General features: G+C 72.1%; 22 protein-coding genes. 11 read left to right on the forward strand and 11 right to left on the reverse strand.

Annotated elements, in window-relative coordinates:
- Positions 1-37: 37 nt before the first annotated feature.
- Positions 38-958, reverse strand: a complete 921-nt coding sequence (locus AB0H81_RS05120) for a LysR family transcriptional regulator (RefSeq protein ID WP_358369433.1) — start codon at positions 956-958, stop codon at positions 38-40.
- Between the two features lie 183 nt (positions 959-1,141).
- On the opposite strand from AB0H81_RS05120, the gene AB0H81_RS05125 reads away from it, so the two are divergent.
- Complete coding sequence (locus AB0H81_RS05125; protein ID WP_358369436.1) at positions 1,142-2,050, forward strand: EamA family transporter; 909 nt, start codon at positions 1,142-1,144, stop codon at positions 2,048-2,050.
- Between the two features lie 18 nt (positions 2,051-2,068).
- Here AB0H81_RS05125 and AB0H81_RS05130 read toward each other — a convergent pair whose 3' ends face one another.
- A complete protein-coding gene (locus AB0H81_RS05130) occupies positions 2,069-2,566 on the reverse strand; it encodes a cupin domain-containing protein (protein ID WP_358369439.1) in 498 nt (165 codons plus the stop codon).
- 30 nt (positions 2,567-2,596) lie between these two features.
- A complete protein-coding gene (locus AB0H81_RS05135; protein ID WP_358369442.1) occupies positions 2,597-2,965 on the reverse strand; it encodes a DUF4267 domain-containing protein in 369 nt (122 codons plus the stop codon).
- Positions 2,966-3,062: 97 nt separating this feature from the next.
- Here AB0H81_RS05135 and AB0H81_RS05140 point away from each other — a divergent pair, with 97 nt between their 5' ends.
- On the forward strand, positions 3,063-3,635 hold the full coding sequence (locus AB0H81_RS05140; protein ID WP_358369445.1) for a TetR/AcrR family transcriptional regulator: 573 nt from the start codon (positions 3,063-3,065) through the stop codon (positions 3,633-3,635).
- A 223-nt stretch (positions 3,636-3,858) separates the two neighbouring features.
- The gene (locus tag AB0H81_RS05145) at positions 3,859-4,614 is read left to right on the forward strand and encodes a neutral zinc metallopeptidase (RefSeq protein ID WP_358369448.1); all 756 of its coding nucleotides are present in this window, start codon (positions 3,859-3,861) and stop codon (positions 4,612-4,614) included.
- A gap of 89 nt (positions 4,615-4,703) precedes the next feature.
- On the opposite strand, the gene hemL is transcribed toward AB0H81_RS05145, so the two are convergent.
- The gene (gene hemL / locus AB0H81_RS05150) at positions 4,704-5,993 is read right to left on the reverse strand and encodes a glutamate-1-semialdehyde 2,1-aminomutase (RefSeq protein ID WP_358369452.1); all 1,290 of its coding nucleotides are present in this window, start codon (positions 5,991-5,993) and stop codon (positions 4,704-4,706) included.
- Positions 5,994-6,121: 128 nt separating this feature from the next.
- On the opposite strand from hemL, the gene AB0H81_RS05155 reads away from it, so the two are divergent.
- The 7 genes from AB0H81_RS05155 to AB0H81_RS05185 are packed head-to-tail and all read left to right on the forward strand — an operon-like array spanning position 6,122 to position 12,955.
- The gene (locus AB0H81_RS05155; RefSeq protein ID WP_358369455.1) at positions 6,122-7,075 is read left to right on the forward strand and encodes a CPBP family intramembrane glutamic endopeptidase; all 954 of its coding nucleotides are present in this window, start codon (positions 6,122-6,124) and stop codon (positions 7,073-7,075) included.
- 49 nt (positions 7,076-7,124) lie between these two features.
- Positions 7,125-7,448 (forward strand): PadR family transcriptional regulator, encoded by a 324-nt coding sequence (locus tag AB0H81_RS05160; RefSeq protein ID WP_358369458.1) that lies wholly within the window; start codon positions 7,125-7,127, stop codon positions 7,446-7,448.
- A gap of 37 nt (positions 7,449-7,485) precedes the next feature.
- Positions 7,486-8,370, forward strand: coding sequence for a hypothetical protein (locus AB0H81_RS05165; RefSeq protein WP_358369461.1), 885 nt, complete (start codon positions 7,486-7,488; stop codon positions 8,368-8,370).
- A gap of 33 nt (positions 8,371-8,403) precedes the next feature.
- Complete coding sequence (locus AB0H81_RS05170; RefSeq protein ID WP_358369463.1) at positions 8,404-9,312, forward strand: hypothetical protein; 909 nt, start codon at positions 8,404-8,406, stop codon at positions 9,310-9,312.
- 2 nt (positions 9,313-9,314) lie between these two features.
- On the forward strand, positions 9,315-11,060 hold the full coding sequence (locus tag AB0H81_RS05175; RefSeq protein WP_358369466.1) for a peptidoglycan-binding protein: 1,746 nt from the start codon (positions 9,315-9,317) through the stop codon (positions 11,058-11,060).
- Positions 11,053-11,742, forward strand: a complete 690-nt coding sequence (locus AB0H81_RS05180) for an ABC transporter ATP-binding protein (protein WP_358369469.1) — start codon at positions 11,053-11,055, stop codon at positions 11,740-11,742. The genes AB0H81_RS05175 and AB0H81_RS05180 overlap by 8 nt, the downstream gene beginning before the upstream one ends.
- A 34-nt stretch (positions 11,743-11,776) precedes the next feature.
- Positions 11,777-12,955, forward strand: coding sequence for an ABC transporter permease (locus AB0H81_RS05185; protein ID WP_358369472.1), 1,179 nt, complete (start codon positions 11,777-11,779; stop codon positions 12,953-12,955).
- 52 nt (positions 12,956-13,007) lie between these two features.
- Here AB0H81_RS05185 and AB0H81_RS05190 read toward each other — a convergent pair whose 3' ends face one another.
- The 6 genes from AB0H81_RS05190 to AB0H81_RS05215 form a co-directional block, all read right to left on the reverse strand.
- On the reverse strand, positions 13,008-13,637 hold the full coding sequence (locus AB0H81_RS05190) for a bifunctional DNA primase/polymerase (RefSeq protein ID WP_358369474.1): 630 nt from the start codon (positions 13,635-13,637) through the stop codon (positions 13,008-13,010).
- 138 nt (positions 13,638-13,775) lie between these two features.
- Positions 13,776-14,759: a porphobilinogen synthase gene (gene hemB, locus AB0H81_RS05195; RefSeq protein WP_358369477.1), complete on the reverse strand. Its 984-nt coding sequence runs from the start codon at positions 14,757-14,759 to the stop codon at positions 13,776-13,778.
- Positions 14,756-16,300 carry a bifunctional uroporphyrinogen-III C-methyltransferase/uroporphyrinogen-III synthase gene (locus AB0H81_RS05200; protein ID WP_358369480.1) on the reverse strand — a complete coding sequence of 515 codons (1,545 nt, stop codon included), beginning with the start codon at positions 16,298-16,300 and terminating at the stop codon, positions 14,756-14,758. Before AB0H81_RS05200 ends, hemB begins: the two co-directional genes overlap by 4 nt.
- Entirely contained in the window at positions 16,297-17,202 is a 906-nt protein-coding gene (gene hemC / locus AB0H81_RS05205) for a hydroxymethylbilane synthase (RefSeq protein ID WP_358369483.1), read from the reverse strand. Before hemC ends, AB0H81_RS05200 begins: the two co-directional genes overlap by 4 nt.
- The gene (locus AB0H81_RS05210; protein WP_358369487.1) at positions 17,199-18,455 is read right to left on the reverse strand and encodes a glutamyl-tRNA reductase; all 1,257 of its coding nucleotides are present in this window, start codon (positions 18,453-18,455) and stop codon (positions 17,199-17,201) included. Before AB0H81_RS05210 ends, hemC begins: the two co-directional genes overlap by 4 nt.
- Complete coding sequence (locus AB0H81_RS05215; protein ID WP_253769347.1) at positions 18,452-19,129, reverse strand: redox-sensing transcriptional repressor Rex; 678 nt, start codon at positions 19,127-19,129, stop codon at positions 18,452-18,454. Before AB0H81_RS05215 ends, AB0H81_RS05210 begins: the two co-directional genes overlap by 4 nt.
- Positions 19,130-19,252: 123 nt before the next feature.
- Between AB0H81_RS05215 and AB0H81_RS05220 the strand changes: the two genes are divergently transcribed.
- Complete coding sequence (locus AB0H81_RS05220) at positions 19,253-19,486, forward strand: glutaredoxin family protein (protein WP_358369491.1); 234 nt, start codon at positions 19,253-19,255, stop codon at positions 19,484-19,486.
- A 25-nt stretch (positions 19,487-19,511) separates the two neighbouring features.
- Here AB0H81_RS05220 and AB0H81_RS05225 read toward each other — a convergent pair.
- The coding region (locus tag AB0H81_RS05225; protein ID WP_358369494.1) for an antibiotic biosynthesis monooxygenase at positions 19,512-20,380 on the reverse strand (869 nt) is incomplete at its 5' end.

Raw genomic sequence — 20,380 nt, forward strand, 5'->3', positions numbered from 1 at the left:
GTCCCCGTGAGACCTGAGCGGCGTGCCGCTCGGGGCTTCAGACCGTGGCCCAGGCGTTCTCGTGGGCTCGGCTGGCCAGGGTCAGCGCCTCGACCGCGGCCCTGATCGCGGGCCGGCGGGCCGCGTCCGTGCGCCAGATCGCGTAGATCCGCCGTGACTGCCGGGGCCGCAGCGGCACGACGGTAGCCCCTTCGGGCACGCGGTCCCTCCCCAGCCTGGGGATGATGGCGCAGCCGAGTCCGGCGGCGACGAGCGCCATCTGCGTCGGGTACTCGTCGGCCATGCAGGAGATCTCCGGCTCCAGGTCGGCGTTGCGCAGCGTGAAGACGAGCCAGTCGTGGCAGACCGTGCCGGGCGCGGAGCTGATCCACTGCTCGCCGCTCAGCGCGGCCAGCTCGACCTCCTTGCCCGCCGCGAGCGGATGGCCGCTCGGCATCACCACGTCGGCGATGTCGTCGAGCAGCGTCGCCTTGGACAGGCCCTCGGGCATGGCCATGGGGCGGTTCATCCAGTCCTGGATGATGCCGAGGTCCAGCTCGCCCCGCGCCACCTCGCGCACCACGCGCTCGGGCTCGCGCTCGTTCAGCAGGACCTGGAGGTCGGGATGGCGCTCGCGCAGCCCGCTGAGCGCGCCCGGCATGAGCCCGCGGGCCGCGGTCGGGAAGGCGCCCAGATGGAGTCTGCCGACGACCGCGCCGCGCAACGCCTCGAAGTCGGCCTCGGCGGTCTCCACCAGGGCGAGGATGCGCTCGGCGTGCTCGGCCAGCAGGCCCGCGGCGTCGGTGAGCCGCACGCCGCGGCCGTTGCGCTCCATCAGGCGGGCGCCGGTCTCGCGTTCTAGCTTGGCGATCTGCTGGGACACCGCCGAGGGGGTGACCATGAGCGCGTCGGCCGCAGCGCCGACCGAGCCGTAGACGTGGACGGCGTGAAGGGCCTTGAGCCGGTTCAGGTCCAACATGTAAGCCAGCCTAAAGGGTTTAGCGTAGAAAGTCTCGCTTGTCCTCCAATCTGTAGCGTTGGAAAATATATGCATGCGAATCCTTAAGACCAAGACCCAGTCCTCCCCGTCGCTCTCCTACCTCAAGGTGCTGGCCGAGCAGGCTCGCGAGTCGCGCGTCCGCTACCAGAAGCCGCGCTCTGCGTGACCTCGCGCCAGCTGACACCCCGCCACCTGGCGCTGGCCGTCGGCCTCGCGGCCGTCTGGGGTGTCAACTTCGTGGTGATGCAGGTGGGCCTGCGACACTTCCCGCCGCTGCTGTACGCGGGACTCAGGTTCGCCCTGGCCGGATTCCCCGCCCTGCTCCTCGTGGGGCGGCCCCAGGTGCCGTGGCGCTGGGTCGCCGGCGTGGCGGCGGCCATCGGAGTAGGGCAGTTCGGCCTGCTGCTCATGGGCATGCGGGCCGGGATGCCCGCCGGGCTCACCTCGCTGGTCCTGCAGGCCCAGGTGGTGTTCACCGTGGTCTTCGCGGTGCTCCTCCTGGGTGAGCGGCTCACCGCGCGGCGCGTGGGCGGCCTGTCCGTCGCCTTCGCCGGCCTCGCGCTGGTCGCCTTCGACTTCGGCCTCTCGGGGCCCGCCGGCGCGTTCGCCCTGTGCGTCGCCGCCGCGGCGGCCTGGGGCCTCGGCAACGTCCTGCAGCGCCGGGCGGCGCCGCCCGACTCGCTGCGCTTCATGGTGTGGGTGAGCGCCCTGTCGGCGCCGCCGCTCCTTCTCCTGTCCCTCCTCATGGAGGGCGCGCCCCGGCTCGCCGTCCCGGCCGAGGGGTGGCTGTCGCTGGCGTACGTCGCCTTCGTCTCCACGCTGGGCGGATTCGGAGTGTGGGGCTGGCTGCTGCGCCGCTACGACGCCTCGACCGTCGCGCCGTACACCTTGCTGGTGCCCGTCTTCGGCCTGTCGTCCGCGGCCCTACTGACGGGCGAGCCGCTCTCGTGGGTAAAGGTCGGGGCCGGGGCGCTGATCGTGGCGGGCGTCCTGTACGCGGGCGGCCGTCCGCGTTCCCGCTCCCGCGCCGCTGAGCCCGCGCGGGCGACCGCCGCGGCGCCGCGCCCCTGACCTCATCCGGGCCCGCGCTCATGCCTTGCGGGCGCGGTCCCAGGCCTCGCTGGTCCTGAAGTAGGTGTCGTAGAGCTCCTGGACGTCGAGCAGGCTCTCCGGCGGCACCTTGCCGTACGCGATGCGCTCCAGGTGGCGGAAGTACTCGAACCGCGCGACGCCCGGCGTGATGACGATGAGCAGGTCGGCGTCCTCGCCCGGGGCGGCGGCGAAGGCGTGGTCGACGTTCGGCGGGACGACGACGAGGTCGCCGCGCCCGGCGGTGACCACCTGCTCGCCGGACAGGAGCTGGGCGGTGCCGTCGAGCACGTAGAACAGCTCGGCCGAGCCGGCGTGGAGGTGCGGCTTGGCGCCGTCGGCGCCGTCGGCCAGTGTCACGCGCTGGGTGGACAGCGCGCCGCCGGTGGAGTCGCTGTCGGCCATCAGGCGGATGGTGGTCGGGGCCCGGCCGATCACCTCGGCTTCGGCGGAGCGGACGATGACGGACTCGGTGAAGCGCGGGTCGATGAGGGACATCTCGCAGGACCTTTCTGACGTGCCGGGGGCTCAGACCAGGAAGAGCAGGGCGGCGCTGATGAGGAGGACCACGGCGGTGGCGAAGTGGACGCCGAAGGCGACCGCCTTGGCGCCGCCGTGGCGCAGGACGATGACGGTGTCCGCGAACGGCATGATCGCGGCCACGAGCATGTACCACGCCTGGGCGTGGGCCCCGACGAAGAACAGCAGGGCCAGGCCCATGACGCCGTAGGTGACGTCACGCCACCCCTTGATCGTCAGGTAGGCGGAGTCGCCATCCTTGGCCGGGACTCCGTAGCCGGCCGCGGCCGCCCCGGGTGCCGTCAGGAACCGGAAGCCGATGAACAGGATGAACAGGTCGAGCACGACGGCGAGCCCGTAGGCGATGGGGGAAAGCATGACGATCTCCGTCCGGTGATTTTTCTAGCACCGCTAGGAACAAGAACGACGCTATCAGAGCGGGGACAGAAACGCTAGCGATGCTAGAGTCGAGAGCATGTCGATTCAGGCGCGCCGGGAGCGCGAGCGTGCGGAACGTGAGCGGTTGATCATCGAGGCGGCCCGGGAGCTGGCCGAGACCGACGGCTGGGAGGCGGTGACCACCCGCCGCCTGGCCGAACGCGTCGAGTACAGCCAGCCGGTCCTCTACAGCCACTTCAAGGGCAAGGACGCCATCATGGCGGCGGTCGCGGTCGAGGGCTGCGCCGACCTCGCCGCCGAACTGCGCGCCGCCCGCCTCGCGGCCGGCGGCCCCGTGGAGGCCCTGGCCGCCATCGCCGACGCGTACTCGTCGTTCGCGGAGCGGCGGCCGGCGCTGTACGACGCCATCTTCAGCCAGCGCGTGGACCTGCCGTTCGCGACCCCGGAGGCGCCGGCCGCCCTGCAGGCCGCCTTCGGCGAGTTGCTGGAAGCCGTGCGGCCCTACGCGGGCGACGACGACCTGGGCCTGCTGACGGAGACGTTGTGGAGCGGCCTGCACGGGCTGGTGACGCTCATGCGGGACGGCAGGCTCCCGCGCGAGGCCCACGCCCGCAGGGTCGCCATCTTCCTGGACCGCTTCGCCCGCTGACCCCACCCGGAGGGGAGCCGGGAGGTCACCGTCAGAGGGCGGCGCCGAAGACGTGTGGCCCGTCGGCGCACAGTTCGTCCGCGCGCCTTTAGGGCGCCCTTTAGGCCTCTTTTTATGGTGTCAGGTCGCCATTCATTCGCCGAGAGTCGCGAGCGCGAATATGGGCGGCAGCCAAGGTCATTTTGTGGCTAGGATGCCGCTCATGCGGTTAACCCCCCTTGTTGTGGCATGCACGCTTTTCTCCCTGCTGCTCACCGGTACGGCCCAGGCGTCCGTTTACCCCATCAGGGATGCCGACCTCACCAAGAACAAGCTGTACGGCTCCGGCGCCCTCGACCCGAGCCAGTGCGCCGAGCGGGACATCAGGCCCAACCACGTGCCGTCCGCCAAGCGCTACCTCACCGCGGTGCTGAACTGCCTCAACACCGCCTGGGGAGCCCATTTCGAGCGCGCCGGGCTGCCGTTCAGCAAGGCCAGGATCAGTTTCATCACCAAGCCCCGTCGATACTGCGGGCACGCCTGGGGCAAGTACACCGCGGCGACATACTGCGACAAGGAGCGGCGCTTCGTCATGCTCCTCGACAAGGACACTCTCGGCGCGCCCGAGGACTTGTTCCTCTTCCAGACGGCCGCACACGAATACGGGCACCATATTCAGTACATCACCGGGATGAGCGACGCGTTCGACCGCTACCCGTACAAGGGGAAGAAAGAGCTCAACGAGCAGATCCGCCGCTACGAGCTCCAGGCGGAGTGCCTGGGCGGCGTCTTCGTCGGCAGCGCCTGGGAGTCGCTCGACCGCACGGAGGACGACTGGGACGAGCTCCTGGACGTGACCCGGGAGAGCGGCGACGAGTACACCAAGGCCGCCGACCACGGCAAGGGCCGCAACATGGCCGCCTGGCTCGACAGGGGCTTCCGCGCCGCCGCGCCGAAGGCGTGCAACACCTGGGTGGCCCCGGCCTCCAAGGTCTCCTGACCCGTCCGGCCACGAGACGTCGCCCGGTAGGGGCCGGCTCCGGCCGGCCCCTACGCATCGCCGCGCGTTCCTCGGCCTGGTCCGGCGGGCTACCGGGTCGCGGCGGCGGCCTTGGCGGCGATGGGGAGCGCCTCGGCGACCCGGCCCAGGGCCTCCTCGTCGTGCGACGCCGACAGGAACCAGGCCTCGTACGCCGACGGCGGCAGGTAGACGCCCTGGTCGAGCATGGCGTGGAAGAAGGCCCGGTAGGCGGAGACGTCCTGGGTGCGGGCCACGTCGAAGTCCGTCACGTCGGCGTCGGTGAAGAAGATCGAGAACAGGTTGCCCGCCCGCTGGAGCCGGTGCGGCACGCCCTCGGCGGCCAGCGCCTCCGAGGCCGCCCGGCCCACCTCCAGCGCCGCCGCGTCCACCTTGGCGTAGACGGCGTCGTCCAGGAGCCGCAGCGTGGTCAGGCCGGCGGCGACGGCCAGCGGGTTGCCCGACAGCGTGCCCGCCTGGTAGACGGGCCCCTCCGGCGCGAGGTGGGCCATGACGTCGGCCCGGCCGCCGAAGGCCGCGGCGGGCAGCCCGCCGCCCATGACCTTGCCGAACGTCATCAGGTCGGCCTCGACCGGGTCCAGCCCGTACCAGCCGGCGGACGAGACGCGGAAGCCGGTGAGGACCTCGTCCACGATGAGCAGGGCGCCGTTGGCGGTGCACAGCTCGCGCAGCCGCGCGTTGAAGCCGTCGCGCGGCGGTACGACGCCCATGTTGGCCGGGCACGCCTCGGTGATGACGCAGGCGATCTCGGCCGCCGCGAACGCCGCCTCCACCGCCTCGATGTCGTTGTACGGCAGGACGATCGTGTCGGCGGCCGACGCCCCGGTGACGCCCGGCGTGTCCGGCAGCCCGAACGTCACCACGCCCGAGCCGGCCGAGGCGAGCAGCGCGTCGACGTGGCCGTGGTAGCAGCCGGCGAACTTGATGATCTTGGAGCGGCCGGTGAAGCCGCGGGCCAGGCGCACCGCGCTCATCGTCGCCTCGGTGCCGGAGCTGACCAGGCGGAGGCGCTCGACCGGGCCGACCCGGCCGACGATCTCCTCGGCCAGCTCGACCTCGCCCTCGGTGGCCGTGCCGTACCCGAAGCCGCGCGAGACCGCCTCCGAGACCGCCTCGACGACGGCCGGGTGGCGGTGGCCGAGGATCATCGGCCCCCAGGAGCACACGAGGTCGACGTAGCGGTTGCCGTCGACGTCCGTGACGTAGGGGCCCTCGCCCGACGCCATGAAACGCGGGGTGCCGCCGACCGCGCCGAACGCGCGGACCGGCGAGTTGACGCCTCCCGGCACGAGGGCGCGGGCGCGGTTGAACAGGTCCTCGGACTTCTGTGTACGGCTCACGCGCTCCAGGTTAGCCGCGAGGGGTCGTGGTGCCCGCGCCGGGAAACCCCCTCGTACCCCGAAATATGTAGACATGATCGGTCGGGGAGAGGAGGACATCCGTCACCGCGTCCGCCACGATCACCACTGTGACCACCTCCCCACCCCGTCCGACGTCCACCGGTCCGTCCACCGGTCAGTCCATCAGCCTGCCCGCCGGTCTGTTCATCGGCCTGTCCGTGGCGGCGTTCGCCGCCGCGTACGCCTGGTTGATCGTGACCGGCCACGGCGTGACCGCCTCCACCGATCCCGGAGCCTCCGAGCTGTCCCTGTGGGGCGCCGCGCTGCCGCCGCTCGCCGCGATGGCGCTGGCCCGCCTGGTGCCGCCCAGGAGGGAACCGCCGTCGCCGCCGGCCACGCCGCCGGGAGTCCGACCGCTTCAGGAGCTGCCCGGAGACCTGCTGCTCAAGGACCTCCCCAGGGAGCGGCTGCTCAAGGAGGCGTGGGCGCTCGTGGCCGCGGCCGTGGCCTTCGCGTGCGTGGCCCCGATCGCGCTCGGCGACCTGGCCCTGCTGTATCCCCCCGTCAAGGTCCTGCTCCTGCTGGTCTTCCCGCTGGTCGTCTTCCGGGTGGTCCGCGGCGGCGGCCCGAAGGCCAGGGCGATCCCCGCGCCGGTCACCTGGCTCGCCCCGCTGCCCGCGGTCGTCGCGTGGTTCGTCCTGGCGAAGGTCAGCCCGCTCGCCGTGCCCCTGAGCCAGGAACTGCCCGACCCGGTCACGCTCGCCGTGGCCTCGCTCATCACGCTGCTCACCGCGAGCGTGCTGGAGGAGATCTTCTACCGGGGCTGGCTGCAGACCCGGCTGGAGGCGTTGTACGGCCGATGGCCGGCCGTCATGGCGTCGTCGTTGCTGTTCGCGTTCATGCACACCACCCACATCCCCGCCGCGGCGCCCGCGCTCGGCGTGGCGGGCATCGTGGCCTACCAGGGCATGTTCGGACTCATGCAGGGTTACCTGTGGGCGCGCTACCGCAACATCTGGGCGATCATCCTGATCCACACGCTGGTCAACCTGGTGTACGTGTCGATGCTGCTCGGCCGCTGACCCGCTCGCGGCGTTGCCGACGCTACGTTCAACGGAATACCGTCTTCTCATGCCCAGAGGAACCTCGGAAGTCAGCGAGCCGATGTACTTCGTGCTCGCCGCGCTGCGCGCCGGCCCGCTGCACGGACACGCGATCAGCAAGTCGGTCAAGGAGCTGTCGGGGGGCCGGGTCCAGCCCTCCGTCGGCACCCTCTACGGCATCCTGGAGCGCCTCAACGAGCGGGGCGTGATCACGGTGGACCGCGAGGAGACGGTCAACGGCCGCAACCGGCGCTACTTCAGGATCACCGACGAGGGCCAGGCGCTCGTGCAGGCCGAGGCCAGGCGCATGCAGGCGGCCGCCTCCCTCGTGCTGCGGCCGTCCGGCGCATGACCGGGCCCGGACGGCGGCGGGGGAAGCGATCGCCCGCATGACCCCGCTCGAACGGCGCTACCGCAGGCTGCTGCTCGCCTATCCCAGGACGTACCGCGCGGCGCACGGCGACGAGCTGCTCGACGTCCTCCTGGAGTCCACCGCCCCCGGTCGCTCGTTCCCGGAGCTCCGGGAGACGCGGGGCCTGCTCCTGGGCGGCGTCCGCAGCCGGATCATCCATCAGGCGCGGGGCAGCGCGTGGGCGGACGGGCTGCACCTCGGCGTCACGGCCGCGGCCGTGGCGAACCTGGCCGCGCTGCTGCCGTACGCGGGGTCGCTGCCGCTGTGGACGGCGCTGTCGGCGCTGGCGCTGCTGGCGACCCTGCGCGGGTGGGTGCGCACGGCGATCCCGCTCACCGGCGTCGTCGCCGTCAAGGCGGTCGCGCTCGCGGGAGGCTGGCCGGCGTTCGACCTCACTCTGCTGCCGGTCTCGCCCTCGCTGCTCACTCACCAGGCGCTGTTCGAGTTCGGCAGCCCGTTGACCGTGGGAGCGGGGTACGCGGTCGCGCTGTCGGGCCTGCTGGTGCTCGCCTGCCGCCGAGGACCGGCGCGGGTCAGGTCATGGTGGTGGTGGGCCGTGGCGGTGGCCGCCGCCTGGGCGGGGCCGCACTGGATGTCGGAGGACACCACCTACCCGATCAGCCTGAGCCGGGTCATCGCGGAGGTGGCCGCCTTCGGACTGGCGGCGACGGGCGCCTACCTGGCGCGCGACCTCCGGTGGGCGCTGGCCTCGGGCCTCTACCTGCTGGTCGCCTCAGGGGAGCTGGTGCTGCACGCGCAGGAGCTGACCAGGCAGCACGTGGCCTACTGGGGGCTGCTGGCCGTGCTGACCCTGGCCTCCACCCTCACCCCGTACCGCCAGCGGAGGCATTGCCTGGATTGACCATACTCCGTTCCACGAAGTATGGTCTCCGGCATGCTCAAACGATCACGTCTGGCTTGCGCCGTTCTCAGCATCGTCGCGACCGGGGTTCTCGGCGGCTGCGGGGGCTCCGCCGAGAAGACCCCGGCTGCGGCGGCGAGCGCACCCGCCGCCGCCGACAAGAAGCAGCGGCTCGAATCGGTCAAGGCCGACTGCATGAAGCAGAAGGGCTTCACGTACGTCCCGTTCACGCTCCCGCCGATCAAGGAGACCGAGCAGGATCGCAAGATCGCCTCCGGCGACTACGAGGCGATGCGGAAGGACCGCGAGAAGAACGGGTTCGGCGTCTACGCCTCGTACGTCTACCCCAAGGAGTTCGACAGCCCGGCGGTCGAGCCGGAGGACGCCCCCACCGATCCCAACATGAAGATCCAGTCGAAGCTCTCCGCCGCCCAGCTGGAGGCCTACCACAAGGCGTCCAACGCCTGCGAGGTCGCGGGGGCCAAGCAGGTCCTCGGGCTGACCCTCAAGTCCGGCATGGACTACTACAAGCAGCACTACGCGGTTCGGCGGAAGGCGTTCACCGACGAGCTCGACAGCGACCCGAAGCTCGTGGAGCTGGCCGGCGCCATGGCCACCTGCCTGAAGGGCAAGGGCTACCCGGTCTCCGACACCGCGCCCTCGGCCCTCGCCGCGCGGGGGCGCAACGCGTTCCTGGAGCAGCAGGACCGGCAGGGCCGGCAGCAGCGCACGGACCTGCCGCAAACCGCGCCCAAGGCGAAGAAGGGTGAGGTCCCGGAGTACATCATGCCGACGCTCTCCCCCGGGGAGGCCAAGCCGTACCTCGACAAGGAGATCAAGGCCGCGCTCGACGACCTGGAATGCGGCAAGGACTTCTACACCGCCTACACGCCGCGGGAGACCGCGATCATGCGGCGGGTCAACGACCTCTTCCCCATGTGACCATGTCATCCCCTCGCAAGCTCCTCACCGGCGTCGTCGCCGGCGTCGTGCTCGTCGCCGCCCTGGGCTGGGTGGTGAGCACCCGGCTGCGCTCCCCCGCCGACGAGGCGGCCCGGCGCGCCGCACCCAGGCCCTCCCTCGTCACCGCCGCCGTCGAGCGCCGCAAGCTCGTCAGCACCGTCGTGGTCAGCGGCACCCTGGAGTACGGCTCGCCGCTTCCGGTCAGCCTGGCCGGGGCGGTCGGCGGCACGTCCGAGCAGCAGCGGGTCACCCGGGCGCCCCGGCAGGGCCGGCTGGCCGAGGGCGCGGTGCTGATGGAGGTCAACGGCCGCCCGGTGTTCGCGCTGCGCGGGTCCGTGCCCATGCACCGCACGATGGCGCCCGGCACCAAGGGGGACGACATCGAGCAGGTGCAGCGGGCCCTGCGCAGGCTCGGCCACAAGGTCCCCGTCTCGGGCGTCTTCGACCGGGCCACGATCGCCGCCGTCACGAGGCTGTACGAGAAGAAGGGCTACGAGGCCCAGCGGCCGACGCCGGCCGACCGGCAGACGTATGACACGCTGCGCAAGGCCGTACAGACCGCCCAGGAGACCCTCGCGACCGAGAAGAAGGCACTCGACCAGGGGCGGGACGTGCTCCCCCTGAAGGTCAAGCTCACCAACGCCAGGGCCGACCTGAGAACGGCGCGGACCACGCTGGAGGAGGCCGAGGCGCGGTCGCTGACGCCGGAGGACGACGCCAAGCTGGCCGCCGCCGACGCGGCCGAGCGGGCGGCCGAGGAGCGGCTGCTCGAAGCGGAGCAGGCGCTGGAAGCGGCCCGGACCCGGCCCACCGGCGCCCCGGACGCCACACCCTCGTCCTCCGCGACACCCGCCCCCGTCCCCACGCCTCAGCAGACGACCGACACGAGCCTGCTGGAGATGAAGATCTCCAACGCCAGGGCCGACCTGGAGGCGGCCCGCGAGAACCGCGAGCGCGTCCTCGACGAGGCGCGGGAGGGGCGCACGGCGAAGGTGCGGGAGCTGCGCAAGACCATGCGCGCCGCGCAGGAGGCGGTGGTCACGGCCCAGCAGGCGCTGCGCCAGGCCAGGCAGCTCTCACCGACCCGGCTCAAGGTGACGAACGCCGGGAAGGACCTGGCCGCGGCCCGGGCCATGCTGGCCGAGTACGCGCGGACCTACGGCGTCACCGTGCCGCCCGGTGAGGTGGTGTTCCTGCCCAGGCTGCCCGCCCGGGTGCGCAAGTCCGCGGTCAAGGCCGGGCAGACGGTCCAGGACGAGGTCGCCACGGTGACCGGCTCGTCGTTCATGGTGACGGGATCGGTCGAGACCGCGGAGGCGGAGCTGCTGCGCGAAGGCATGCGGGCGACCATCGAGCTCGACACGGGCAGGACGTACCCGGCGACGCTCACCGCGTTCGGCGAGAAGGCCAAGCTGCCGGGCAAGGTTGCGCCGCCGGCGGGATCGCAGCCGATCGTGGTCACGCCGGGCTCCTCGAAGGGTCTCAAGGCCCTGGCGGGCGCCGCGGTGACGGCCAGGGTGACGGTGGGGGCCACCGAGGACCCGGTGCTCGTCGTGCCGGTCGCCGCCGTGGTCACCTCCGCCGACGGCAAGGCCCGCGTACGGGTCGAGTACGCCACCGACAGGACCAGGGACGTGGAGGTGCGCACGGGCCTGACCGCCGACGGGAACGTCGAGGTCACCGGCGCGCTCAAGGAGGGCGACCGGGTGGTGGTCGGCGTTGCCTGAAACCATCGTCGAACAGCCGGTCATCGAGCTCGCGGACGTGTGCCGGGACTTCCCCTCCCAGCCCCCGGTCCGCGCCCTGGCGCACGTCTCGCTCCGGGTGGGCCGGGGCGACTACCTGGCGATCGTCGGCCCTTCCGGGTCGGGCAAGTCCACGCTGCTCAACGTGCTCGGCCTGCTCGACCGCCCCACCTCGGGCCACTACCGGCTGGACGGCACGGAGACCACGACCCTGCGGGAGAGGGACCGGACCCGGTTGCGCGGCGAGCGCATCGGCTTCGTCTTCCAGTCGTTCCACCTGCTCCCCCACCGCAGCGTGGCGGAGAACGTCATGCTCGCCGAGATCTACACCGGGCAGCCGCGCGCGGGACGGCGCGACCGGGCCCTGGCGGCGCTGGAGCGTGTCGGCCTCGGACACCGGGTGGGCTTCCCGCCCGGCCGGCTGTCCGGCGGCGAGCGCCAGCGCGCGGCCATCGCCCGGGCCCTCCTGGGCAGTCCGTCGCTGCTGCTGTGCGACGAGCCGACGGGCAACCTCGACAGCCGCAACACCGAGGCGGTGCTGGGCCTGTTCGACGAGCTGCGGGCGCAGGGCATGACGATCGTGGTCATCACGCACGAGCAGGAGGTCAGCGAGCGCGCCGGGCGGCGGGCCAGGATCACCGACGGCACGCTGCAGGAGGAGTGATGGACATTCACCGCCGGCTCGGCGAGGAGGGGCCATGGACGTACGCGACCTGATCGGCGAGGCCGTCGCGGGCATGCTCGCCAGGCCCGTGCGCTCGGCGCTCACCACGCTCGGCACCGTGCTGGGCATCACCACGCTGGTCGTCACGCTCGGCGTGGCCGCCACCGCGGGCAACCAGATCGTGGGCCGCTTCGACGAACTGGTCGCCACGGCCGTCACGGTCGAGGTCCCGGAGACGGACGACGTCCCGCTGGTGCGGTGGGACGCGATCGACCGGCTGACCAGGCTGCGCGGCGTGGTCTCCGCCGCCGCGCTGGCCGAGAGCGAGGACGGCGCCAACCTGTCCGTACGCTCCAACGACCTCGTGGACCCGGCCCGGGTCACCACGCGGAGCCTGACCGTGCTGGCCGCGTCCACCGGGCTGCCGGAGGCCGTCCGCGGCCGGATGGTGCGGGGCAGGTTCTACGATGCCGGGCACGTCAGACGCGGCGACCGGGTGGCGGTCATCGGCGACGAGGCGGCCAGGATGCTCGGCGTCGCCCGGCTCGACACCGCGCCCGCGGTCTTCATCGACGGGCACGCGTACACGGTCATCGGCGTCCTGGGAGACCTGCGCCGCGAGCGGAACCTCGCCTCCGCCGTGGTCGTGCCGCCCACCGCGGGCCGCCGGTTCGGGCTGCGCGACGTGTCGAGGGTGCTGGTCAACACCGACCTGGGCGCCGCGGGGCTCATCGCCCGGCAGGCGCCGGCCGCGCTCAGCCCCGGCAACGGCGACATGCTCCAGGTCGTCGCGCCGTCCAGCCCGACCAGGGCCAGGGACGGGGCGCAGGAGGACGCGAACGCGCTCTTCCTCATCCTCGGCCTGGTGTCGCTGCTCGTCGGCGCGGTCGGCATCGCCAACGTCACGCTGGTCACGGTCATGGAGCGGGTCGCGGAGATCGGCCTGCGCCGCTCGCTCGGCGCGGCCCGGCGGCACATCGCGGCCCAGTTCCTGCTGGAGTCGACGCTGATCGGGCTGACTGGCGGCGTCATCGGGGCGAGCGTGGGCGTGGTCGCGGTCGTCGCCGTCTCGGCGGCCAAGCAGTGGACGCCGCTCCTCGACGTGCGCCTGGCGATCGCGGCGCCCGTGGCGGGCGCCCTGGTGGGCCTGCTGGCGGGGCTCTACCCCGCGATGCGGGCGGCCCGGATGGAGCCGGTGGACGCGCTCAGATAGCGACCAGGAGCCGGACGGCGACGGCGACTCGGGCAGCGGCCGGGACAGGGCCTCAGTCGGCCAGGAACTCCAGGACGCGCAGCGGGTCGGGCAGCGGGCGCCCGTCGGGCGGGCGCAGCCAGGACACGGACTGGCCGCCGGGCAGCAGCGACGGCGGCGCGAGGACGTAGCTGTCGCGGCAGTGCCAGCGCAGCCCCGGCGTGTCGTCGATGGTCGCCGGGTCGGTGTCGAGGTGGCAGGACCACCACTCGTCCTCGTCGTCGGGGTTGCCGCGGGTGGCCACATAGAACAGGACCCGGTCGCCGTTCGCGGCGACCGGGCCCGAGTGCGCTCGCGCGCTGTCGATCCGGGACAGGGCCGTGAGCCCCGTCGTGACGGGTACGTCGAAGACGTCGAACACGCGCCCGGTGGGCAGGATCACGTTGGCCTCGGGGTCGAGGCCCCACCAGCGGGTGAGCTGGGCGGTGTCGGTCGTGGCCTGGAGCTGCCAGGCGGGCGAGAGGGGATGCGCGCCGGGGTCGGGACAGCCGAGCCGGTCACAGGAACACGCCCGGGCGCCCTCTCGCAGCGGGTAGGCACCCGGCACGCTCGGCCACCCCAGGGCCGCGTAGCCGAGCACGGAGTCGATCCGGGACGGCCGCGACCGTTTTCTGGTACGCCGAGTCAGAGGTGCCCCCACCATGGTGTCTCCCGTCGCCTGGTGCCTGAAAGGATCCCGGCTCCTGGCCTGGCTTCTCGACAAGGGCTCACGCGGGACACACCAGCACTAGTTGTCACAGTTTATCGCACTGGCCACAGGACACGGCGGAAAACCCCCGCGTTAGAGACGGCGCGCCACCTCGGTCGCCCAGTAGGTCAGGATGAGGTCGGCCCCGGCCCGCTTGATCGACACCAGCGATTCCATGATCATCCGGTCGCGGTCGATCCAGCCGTTGGCCGCCGCGGCCTCGACCATCGCGTACTCGCCGCTCACCTGGTAGGCCGCCACGGGCACGTCCACCTCGTCGCGGAAGCGCCTGATGACGTCCAGGTAGGCCAGGGCGGGCTTGACCATGACGGCGTCGGCCCCCTCGGCCAGGTCGAGCCGTGCCTCGCGCAGTGCCTCCTCCAGCGGCCCGGCGGGGTCCTGCTGGTGGGTGCTGCGGTCGCCGAACTGCGGCGCGCACTCGGCGGCGTCGCGGAACGGGCCGAAGAAGGACGAGGCGTACTTCGCGGTGTAGGCGAGGATCGGCAGCTCGGCGAACCCGTCGGCGTCGAGCGCCGCGCGGATCGCGCCGACCTGGCCGTCCATCATGCCGCTCGGCGCGACCATCTGTGCTCCGGCGCGCGCCTGGGCGACCGCGACGGAGGCATAGCGCTCCAGCGTGGCGTCGTTGTCGACGTCGCCGGACCCGGTCAGGACGCCGCAGTGGCCGTGGTCGGTGAACTCGTCGAGGCACGTGTCGGCGATCACCACGAGCGCGTCGCCCACGTCGGAGGCGACGTCCCGCAGCGCCACCTGCAGGATGCCGTCGGGGTCGTCCGCGGCCGAGCCGCGCGCGTCCTTGACGGCCGGGATGCCGAACAGGATCACGCCGCCCACGCCGGCCTCTGCGGCCTCGTGGACGGCCTTGCGCAGCGAGTCGCGGCTGTGCTGGAACACCCCGGGCATCGACGCGACCGGCGCCGGCTCGTCGATGCCCTCCTTGACGAACAGCGGCAGGATGAGGTCGGCCGGGTGCAGCCTCGTGGCGGCCACCATCCGCCGGAGGGCGGGAGTGCGCCGCAGCCTGCGGGGGCGGGCTGTCGGGAACTCGGCACTCACTTGGCTCTCCTCCTGGCTCCTCGGCGGTTCTGGGACGGCCGCCGCGGGCTCTCACCGGCGGCCAGCGCCGCCGAACGCTGCTTGGCGCCGTACTCGGCCAGGGCGGCCGCGAGGGCGGAGGCCGATGGCTTGTCGGCCATCACGTCCACGCGCAGCCCGAACTCCTCGGCCGTGCTCGCCGTCTGCGGCCCGATGACCGCGATGACCGTCACGTTGTGCGGCTTGCCGGCGATGCCGACGAGGTTGCGCACCGTGGACGACGACGTGAACAGCACGGCGTCGAAGCCGCCGCCCTTGATGGCCTCGCGGATCGGCGCGGGAGGCGGCGCCGCCCGCACGGTCCGGTACGCGGTGACGTCGTCGCACTCCCAGCCCAGCTCGGTCAGGCCGGCCACCAGGGTGTCGGTGGAGATGTCGGCGCGCGGCAGCAGCACGCGGTTGATCGGGTCGAGCATGGAGTCGTACGGCGGCCACTCGGCCACCAGGCCCTCCGACGACTGCTCGCCCGAGGGCAGCAGGTCGGGCTTGACCCCGAACTCGACCAGCGCCCGTGCGGTGGCGTCGCCCACGGCGGCCACCTTGAGCCCGGCGAAGGCCCGCGCGTCGAGCCCGTACTCCTCGAACTTCTCGCGCACCGCCTTGACGGCGTTGGCGCTGGTGAAGGCCACCCACTCGTAGCGGCCGGTGACCAGGCCCTTGATGGCGCGGTCCATCTGCTGCGGCGTGCGGGGCGGCTCGACCGAGATGGTCGGCACCTCCTCGGGCACCGCGCCGTAGGAGACGAGCTGCTCCGACAGGCTCCTGGACTGCTCCTTGGTGCGCGGCACGAGCACCCGCCAGCCGAACAGCGGCTTGGTCTCGAACCACGACAGCTTGTCGCGCAGTCCGACGGCCTCGCCCACGACGATGAGCGCGGGCTCGGTGAAGCCGGCGTGCTTGAGGTCGGCCTGGAGCCGGCCGAGCGTGGAGACCACGGTGTACTGCTCGGTGGTGGTGCCGCCGCTGCTGACCGCCACGGGCGTGGAGTCGGCCTTGCCGCCGGCGATGAGCGCCTTGGCGATGGGCACGGCCTCGCCGATGCCGTTGTAGATCACCAGGGTGCCCGGGCAGGCGGCGTGGGAGGACCAGTCCTGGTCCTCGGTGGCGTCCACGATGCGGAACTCCGGCACCGAGGACGCCGGCGGGATGCCGGCGTAGGTGAGCACGGCGGTCGCGGGCGGCACCCCGGGGACGATCTCGAAGTCCACCTCCGCCGCGGCGCACACGGCGACCTCCTCGGCGACCGAGGAGAACAGCATCGGATCGCCCTCGCACAAGCGCACGACGAACCGGCCCGCTTTGGCGTGCGTGACGAGGTCGCCCGAGGCGACCTCGACGCCTTCGCGGCAATGGCGCAACAGCGGGCCGAACTGGTCTTCGTCGAGCACGACCAAGTCGGCCTTGCCGAGCAGCTCTGCGCCGCGGAGCGTGAGCAGGTTGGGATCGCCGGGGCCCGCGCCGACGAAGGCGACGAAGCCGGAGGCTGGACTACTGGGGCTCAATGGGAATGCTCCCCCATCAATCTGTCGGCCCCCTCGGAGATCATCCCGTCCGCGAGAGTGCGGGCGAGAGACACGGCCTCCGAGGGAGAGCCGGCGGTGGACTTGCGGACCGCCCGGCGGCCGTCGATGGCGACGACCAGGGCGGTCAGGTTGAGAGTCTGCCCGTCATCGTGGGCGAACGCACCCACGGGAGCCGAGCAGCCGGCCTCCAGGGCGGCCAGCACCTCCCGTTCGGCCGTCACGGCCGAACGGGTGCGCGGGTCGTCGAGGACGGCGAGGAAGTCGACCAGGTCCTCCCGGTCGGACAGGCACTCCACGGCGAGGGCGCCCTGTCCCGGGGCCGGCATCAGCTCCTCGACCTCGAAGATCTGGGAGATCTCGGAGGTCCGGCCGATCCTGGTCAGGCCGGCCGCGGCGAGCACGACGGCGTCGAGCTCGCCGGAGGTGACCTTGCCGATCCGGGTGTCGGCGTTGCCGCGGATCGGGACGTACTCGAGGTCCGGCCGCATGGCGCGCAGCATGGCGACGCGGCGCGGCGAGCCGGTGCCGACCCTGGCGCCGGGCGCCAGGTCGGCGAAGCTGTGCCGGCCGACCAGCGCGTCGCGGTGGTCGTGCCGGGCGGGGATGGCGGCGAGCGTCACCCGCGGGTCCCGCTTGGTGGGCAGGTCCTTGAGCGAGTGGACGGCGAAGTCGATCTCGCCTTCCATGAGCTTGTCGCGCAGGGCGCTGACGAACACGCCCGTGCCGCCGAGCTGCGCGAGGTGGGCCTTGCTGACGTCGCCGAACGTGGTGACGCCGACGAGCTCGACGGCCCGGCCGGTGCGCTCGGTGTAGGCGTCGGCGACCATCCCGGACTGCGTGGTGGCCATCAGACTCCGCCGGGTCCCCAGTCGCAACGTCACAGCTCCACCTCCCTCACGGCCTCGGGCATCGACGGATCGAGATCGAACAGTTCCCGCAGAGCTTCGGCATAATGATCGCCGCCTGGTGAGGTGGCGAGCTGTTTGACACGCACTGTCGGCTCATGGAGGAGCTTGTCCACGACGCGTTGCACGGTCAGGGCGACCTCGTCGCGGGTCTTGGCGTCGAGCCCGGGGATGCGCATCATGAGGCGGCCCAGCTCGGCCTCGACCACGTTCGCGGCCTTGCCGCGCAGCGCGACCACGGTCGGGGTGACCTTGGCGGCCCGCTCGGCGTCGAGGTAGGCCGTGAGCTCCTGGGAGACGAGCTCACGCACCGACCGCACGGCGTCGCCCTCGCGGGAGCCGATGCCGGACTCCTGGATCGTCTCCAGGTCGACCAGCGTGACGCCGGGCACGGAGCGCACGGCGGGGTCGATGTCGTGCGGCAGCGCGAGGTCGAGCAGGAACGTGTCGCGCGTCAGCATCTCGGGCGTGACCAGGTGGTGGCCGGCGCCGGTGCAGGTGATGACGATGTCGGCCGCCGCCAGCTCTCGGGGAACCGCGGAGAACTCCACCGCCCTGCCGCCGACCGACTCGGCCAGCCGCCGGCCGCGCTCGAAGGTGCGGTTGGCGACGACGATGTCGGCGACGCCGGCGCGGGCCAGCGTGGTGGCGGCCAGCGAGCTCATCGAGCCCGCGCCGATCACCAGGGCCCGCCGGCCGGTCAGCTCGCCGGCCAGCGCCAGGCCCGCGCTGACCAGGGACGCCCCGGCCTGGTCGATGCCGGTGTCGGTGTGGGCGCGCTTGCCGACCCGCAGCGCCTGCTGCGTCAGCTCGTTGAGCACGGCGCCGACCGTGCCCTGCTTCTGGGCCAGCTTGAGCGCCTGGCGCACCTGGCCGAGGATCTGGCCCTCGCCCACCACCATCGAGTCGAGGCCGCACACCACGGAGAAGAGGTGCTCGACGGCACGCTCCTCGTAGTGGACGTACAGGTGCGGCTTGAGCTCCTCCGGGGCGACACCCGTGTGGACGCTCAGCAGGTCGCACACCGAGGTGACGGCGGCGTGGAAACGGTCGACCGCGGTGTAGACCTCGACCCTGTTGCAGGTCGAGACCACCATGGTCTCCGCCACGCACACGTCCTGCTGCACGTCGTGCAGGAGTTTGACGAGCGCGTCGCCTGTGAGCGAGACGCGCTCCAGCATGGCCACCGGCGCTGTCCGGTGGCTGAGTCCGATCGCCAGAATGCTCACTGGCTGTCCACGGCCATCAGCGGCCCCCCAGCTTTGCGTTGCTCATGGAACGCAAGGATCTGCAATTCAATTGATAGGTCGACTTTACGGACATCGACGCCGTCCGGCACTGACAGCACGACGGGAGCGAAGTTGAGGATGCTGGTCACTCCCACCGCCACGACACGGTCGCACACTTCCTGCGCCGCCGCAGCCGGTGTCGCCAGAACCACGATGGAGACCCCGCGCCTCTTGATGACGGCTTCCAGCTCGTCGATGTGCTCCACATTCAACCCCGCGATGTCGTCGCCCACCACTTCGGGGTCGGCGTCGATCAGGGCCGCGACGCGGAAGCCCCTGGAGACGAAGCCGCCGTAGTTGGCGAGCGCACGGCCGAGGTTACCGACTCCGACGATGGCCACGGCCCAGTCCTGCGTCAGGCCCAGTTCGCGGGAGATCTGGTAGACGAGGTACTCGACGTCGTAGCCGACGCCGCGGGTGCCGTACGAGCCGAGGTGGGAGAGGTCCTTGCGGAGCTTGGCCGAGTTCACCCCGGCGGCGACGGCGAGGTCCTCGGAGCTGACCGTCGCGATCGCCTTCTCCGCCATCCCGTTCAGCGCCCGCAGATACAACGGAAGCCGGGCCACCGTGGCGTCGGGGATGCCGCGGTCACGGGGTTGGGACGGGCTCTTCACGTGCCGGAGCTCCAGGGAACGGGCGGCCGTGGGCCGCGTGGTGGAATCGAACCGCCTTTCAGGTTAATCCTTTTGTGAACCGACGCACAAAGTCAGCCGGTTCGGGACGCTACGGTGGGAGCCATGCACAGCATCACCTTGCTCGGCAGACCCGGCTGCCACCTCTGCGACGACGCACGCGAGGTCATCGCGAGAGTCGCGGGAGAGCTGGGCGTGCCGTGGGAGGAGGTCGACATCGACTCCTCGGCCGAGCTGCGGGAGAAATACGGCGAGATGATTCCCGTCACATTCGTCGACGGGACGCAGCACGACTTCTGGCGCGTCTCCGAGGAGCGCCTGCGCGCGGCCCTGACCTGAGCCCCGCGCACACCCTCGTGAGCCCCTAGAACATCACCGTGGGCAGGGGGACCACCTTGGCGGCGTTGACGTTGAGCTCGATGACGTTGGTGGCCAGCACCATGCTCTGGCGCTCGTTGACGAACCGCTCCACGTGCGGCTGGCGCTGGTGGTCGCGGTAGGCGACCTCGTCGCGGTAGAGCTCGTAGACGATGCGCTGGAGCGGGGCCGACTTGACGGCGTGGCAGGCGTAGACGAGCGTGTCGGGCTCGCCGCGGCGCACGGCCTCGACGGTCTGCTCGGCGAGCCGGTCGAACGCCTCGCCCGAGCCGTCCATGAGCGTGAACACGGTCAGCAGGCCGTAGATGCTCGGTGAGGGCTTGCCGGAGCCCGGCTGGGGCTGCGCCTGGGGCTGGGGCTGGGGCGGCTGCTGGGCGTGGCGCTGGGGGCCCTGAGGGGCGTGCTGGGCGCCGCCGAACAGCTCGGCGCCGGAGAAGAGCGCGCCGGTCGCGGGGCCGCCCGGCGGCATGCCGAGGTCGCCGCGCTGGTCGCGGGGCCGGCCGAGGCCCTCGGGGCCGCCGAGTTCGTCGGGACGGCCGAAGCCCCCGAAGTCGTCGCGGCGGCCGAAGTCGTCAGGTCGCGCGAAGTCGTCAGGTCGCGCGAAGTCGTCAGGGCGGCCGAAGTCGTCGGGACGGCCGAAGTCGTCGCGGCGGTCGCCTGGGCCGGGGTCCGCCGAGCCGTGCCGGCCGTTCATGATGTAGCCGGTCGAGGGCCCCTCCTCGGGCGGCGCCCCGCGCCCGCCGAAGCCGGGCTCGCGGTCGCCGGCCCGGTATTCGGCCACCAGGTCGCCCGGACCCTGGCCGATCCTCGGGTCAGCGGCGACCCGAAGCTTCTTGCCTGGACCGTCACTACCCT

It is taken from the genome of Nonomuraea sp. NPDC050691 (assembly GCF_040654455.1).
GTDB lineage: Bacteria > Actinomycetota > Actinomycetes > Streptosporangiales > Streptosporangiaceae > Nonomuraea.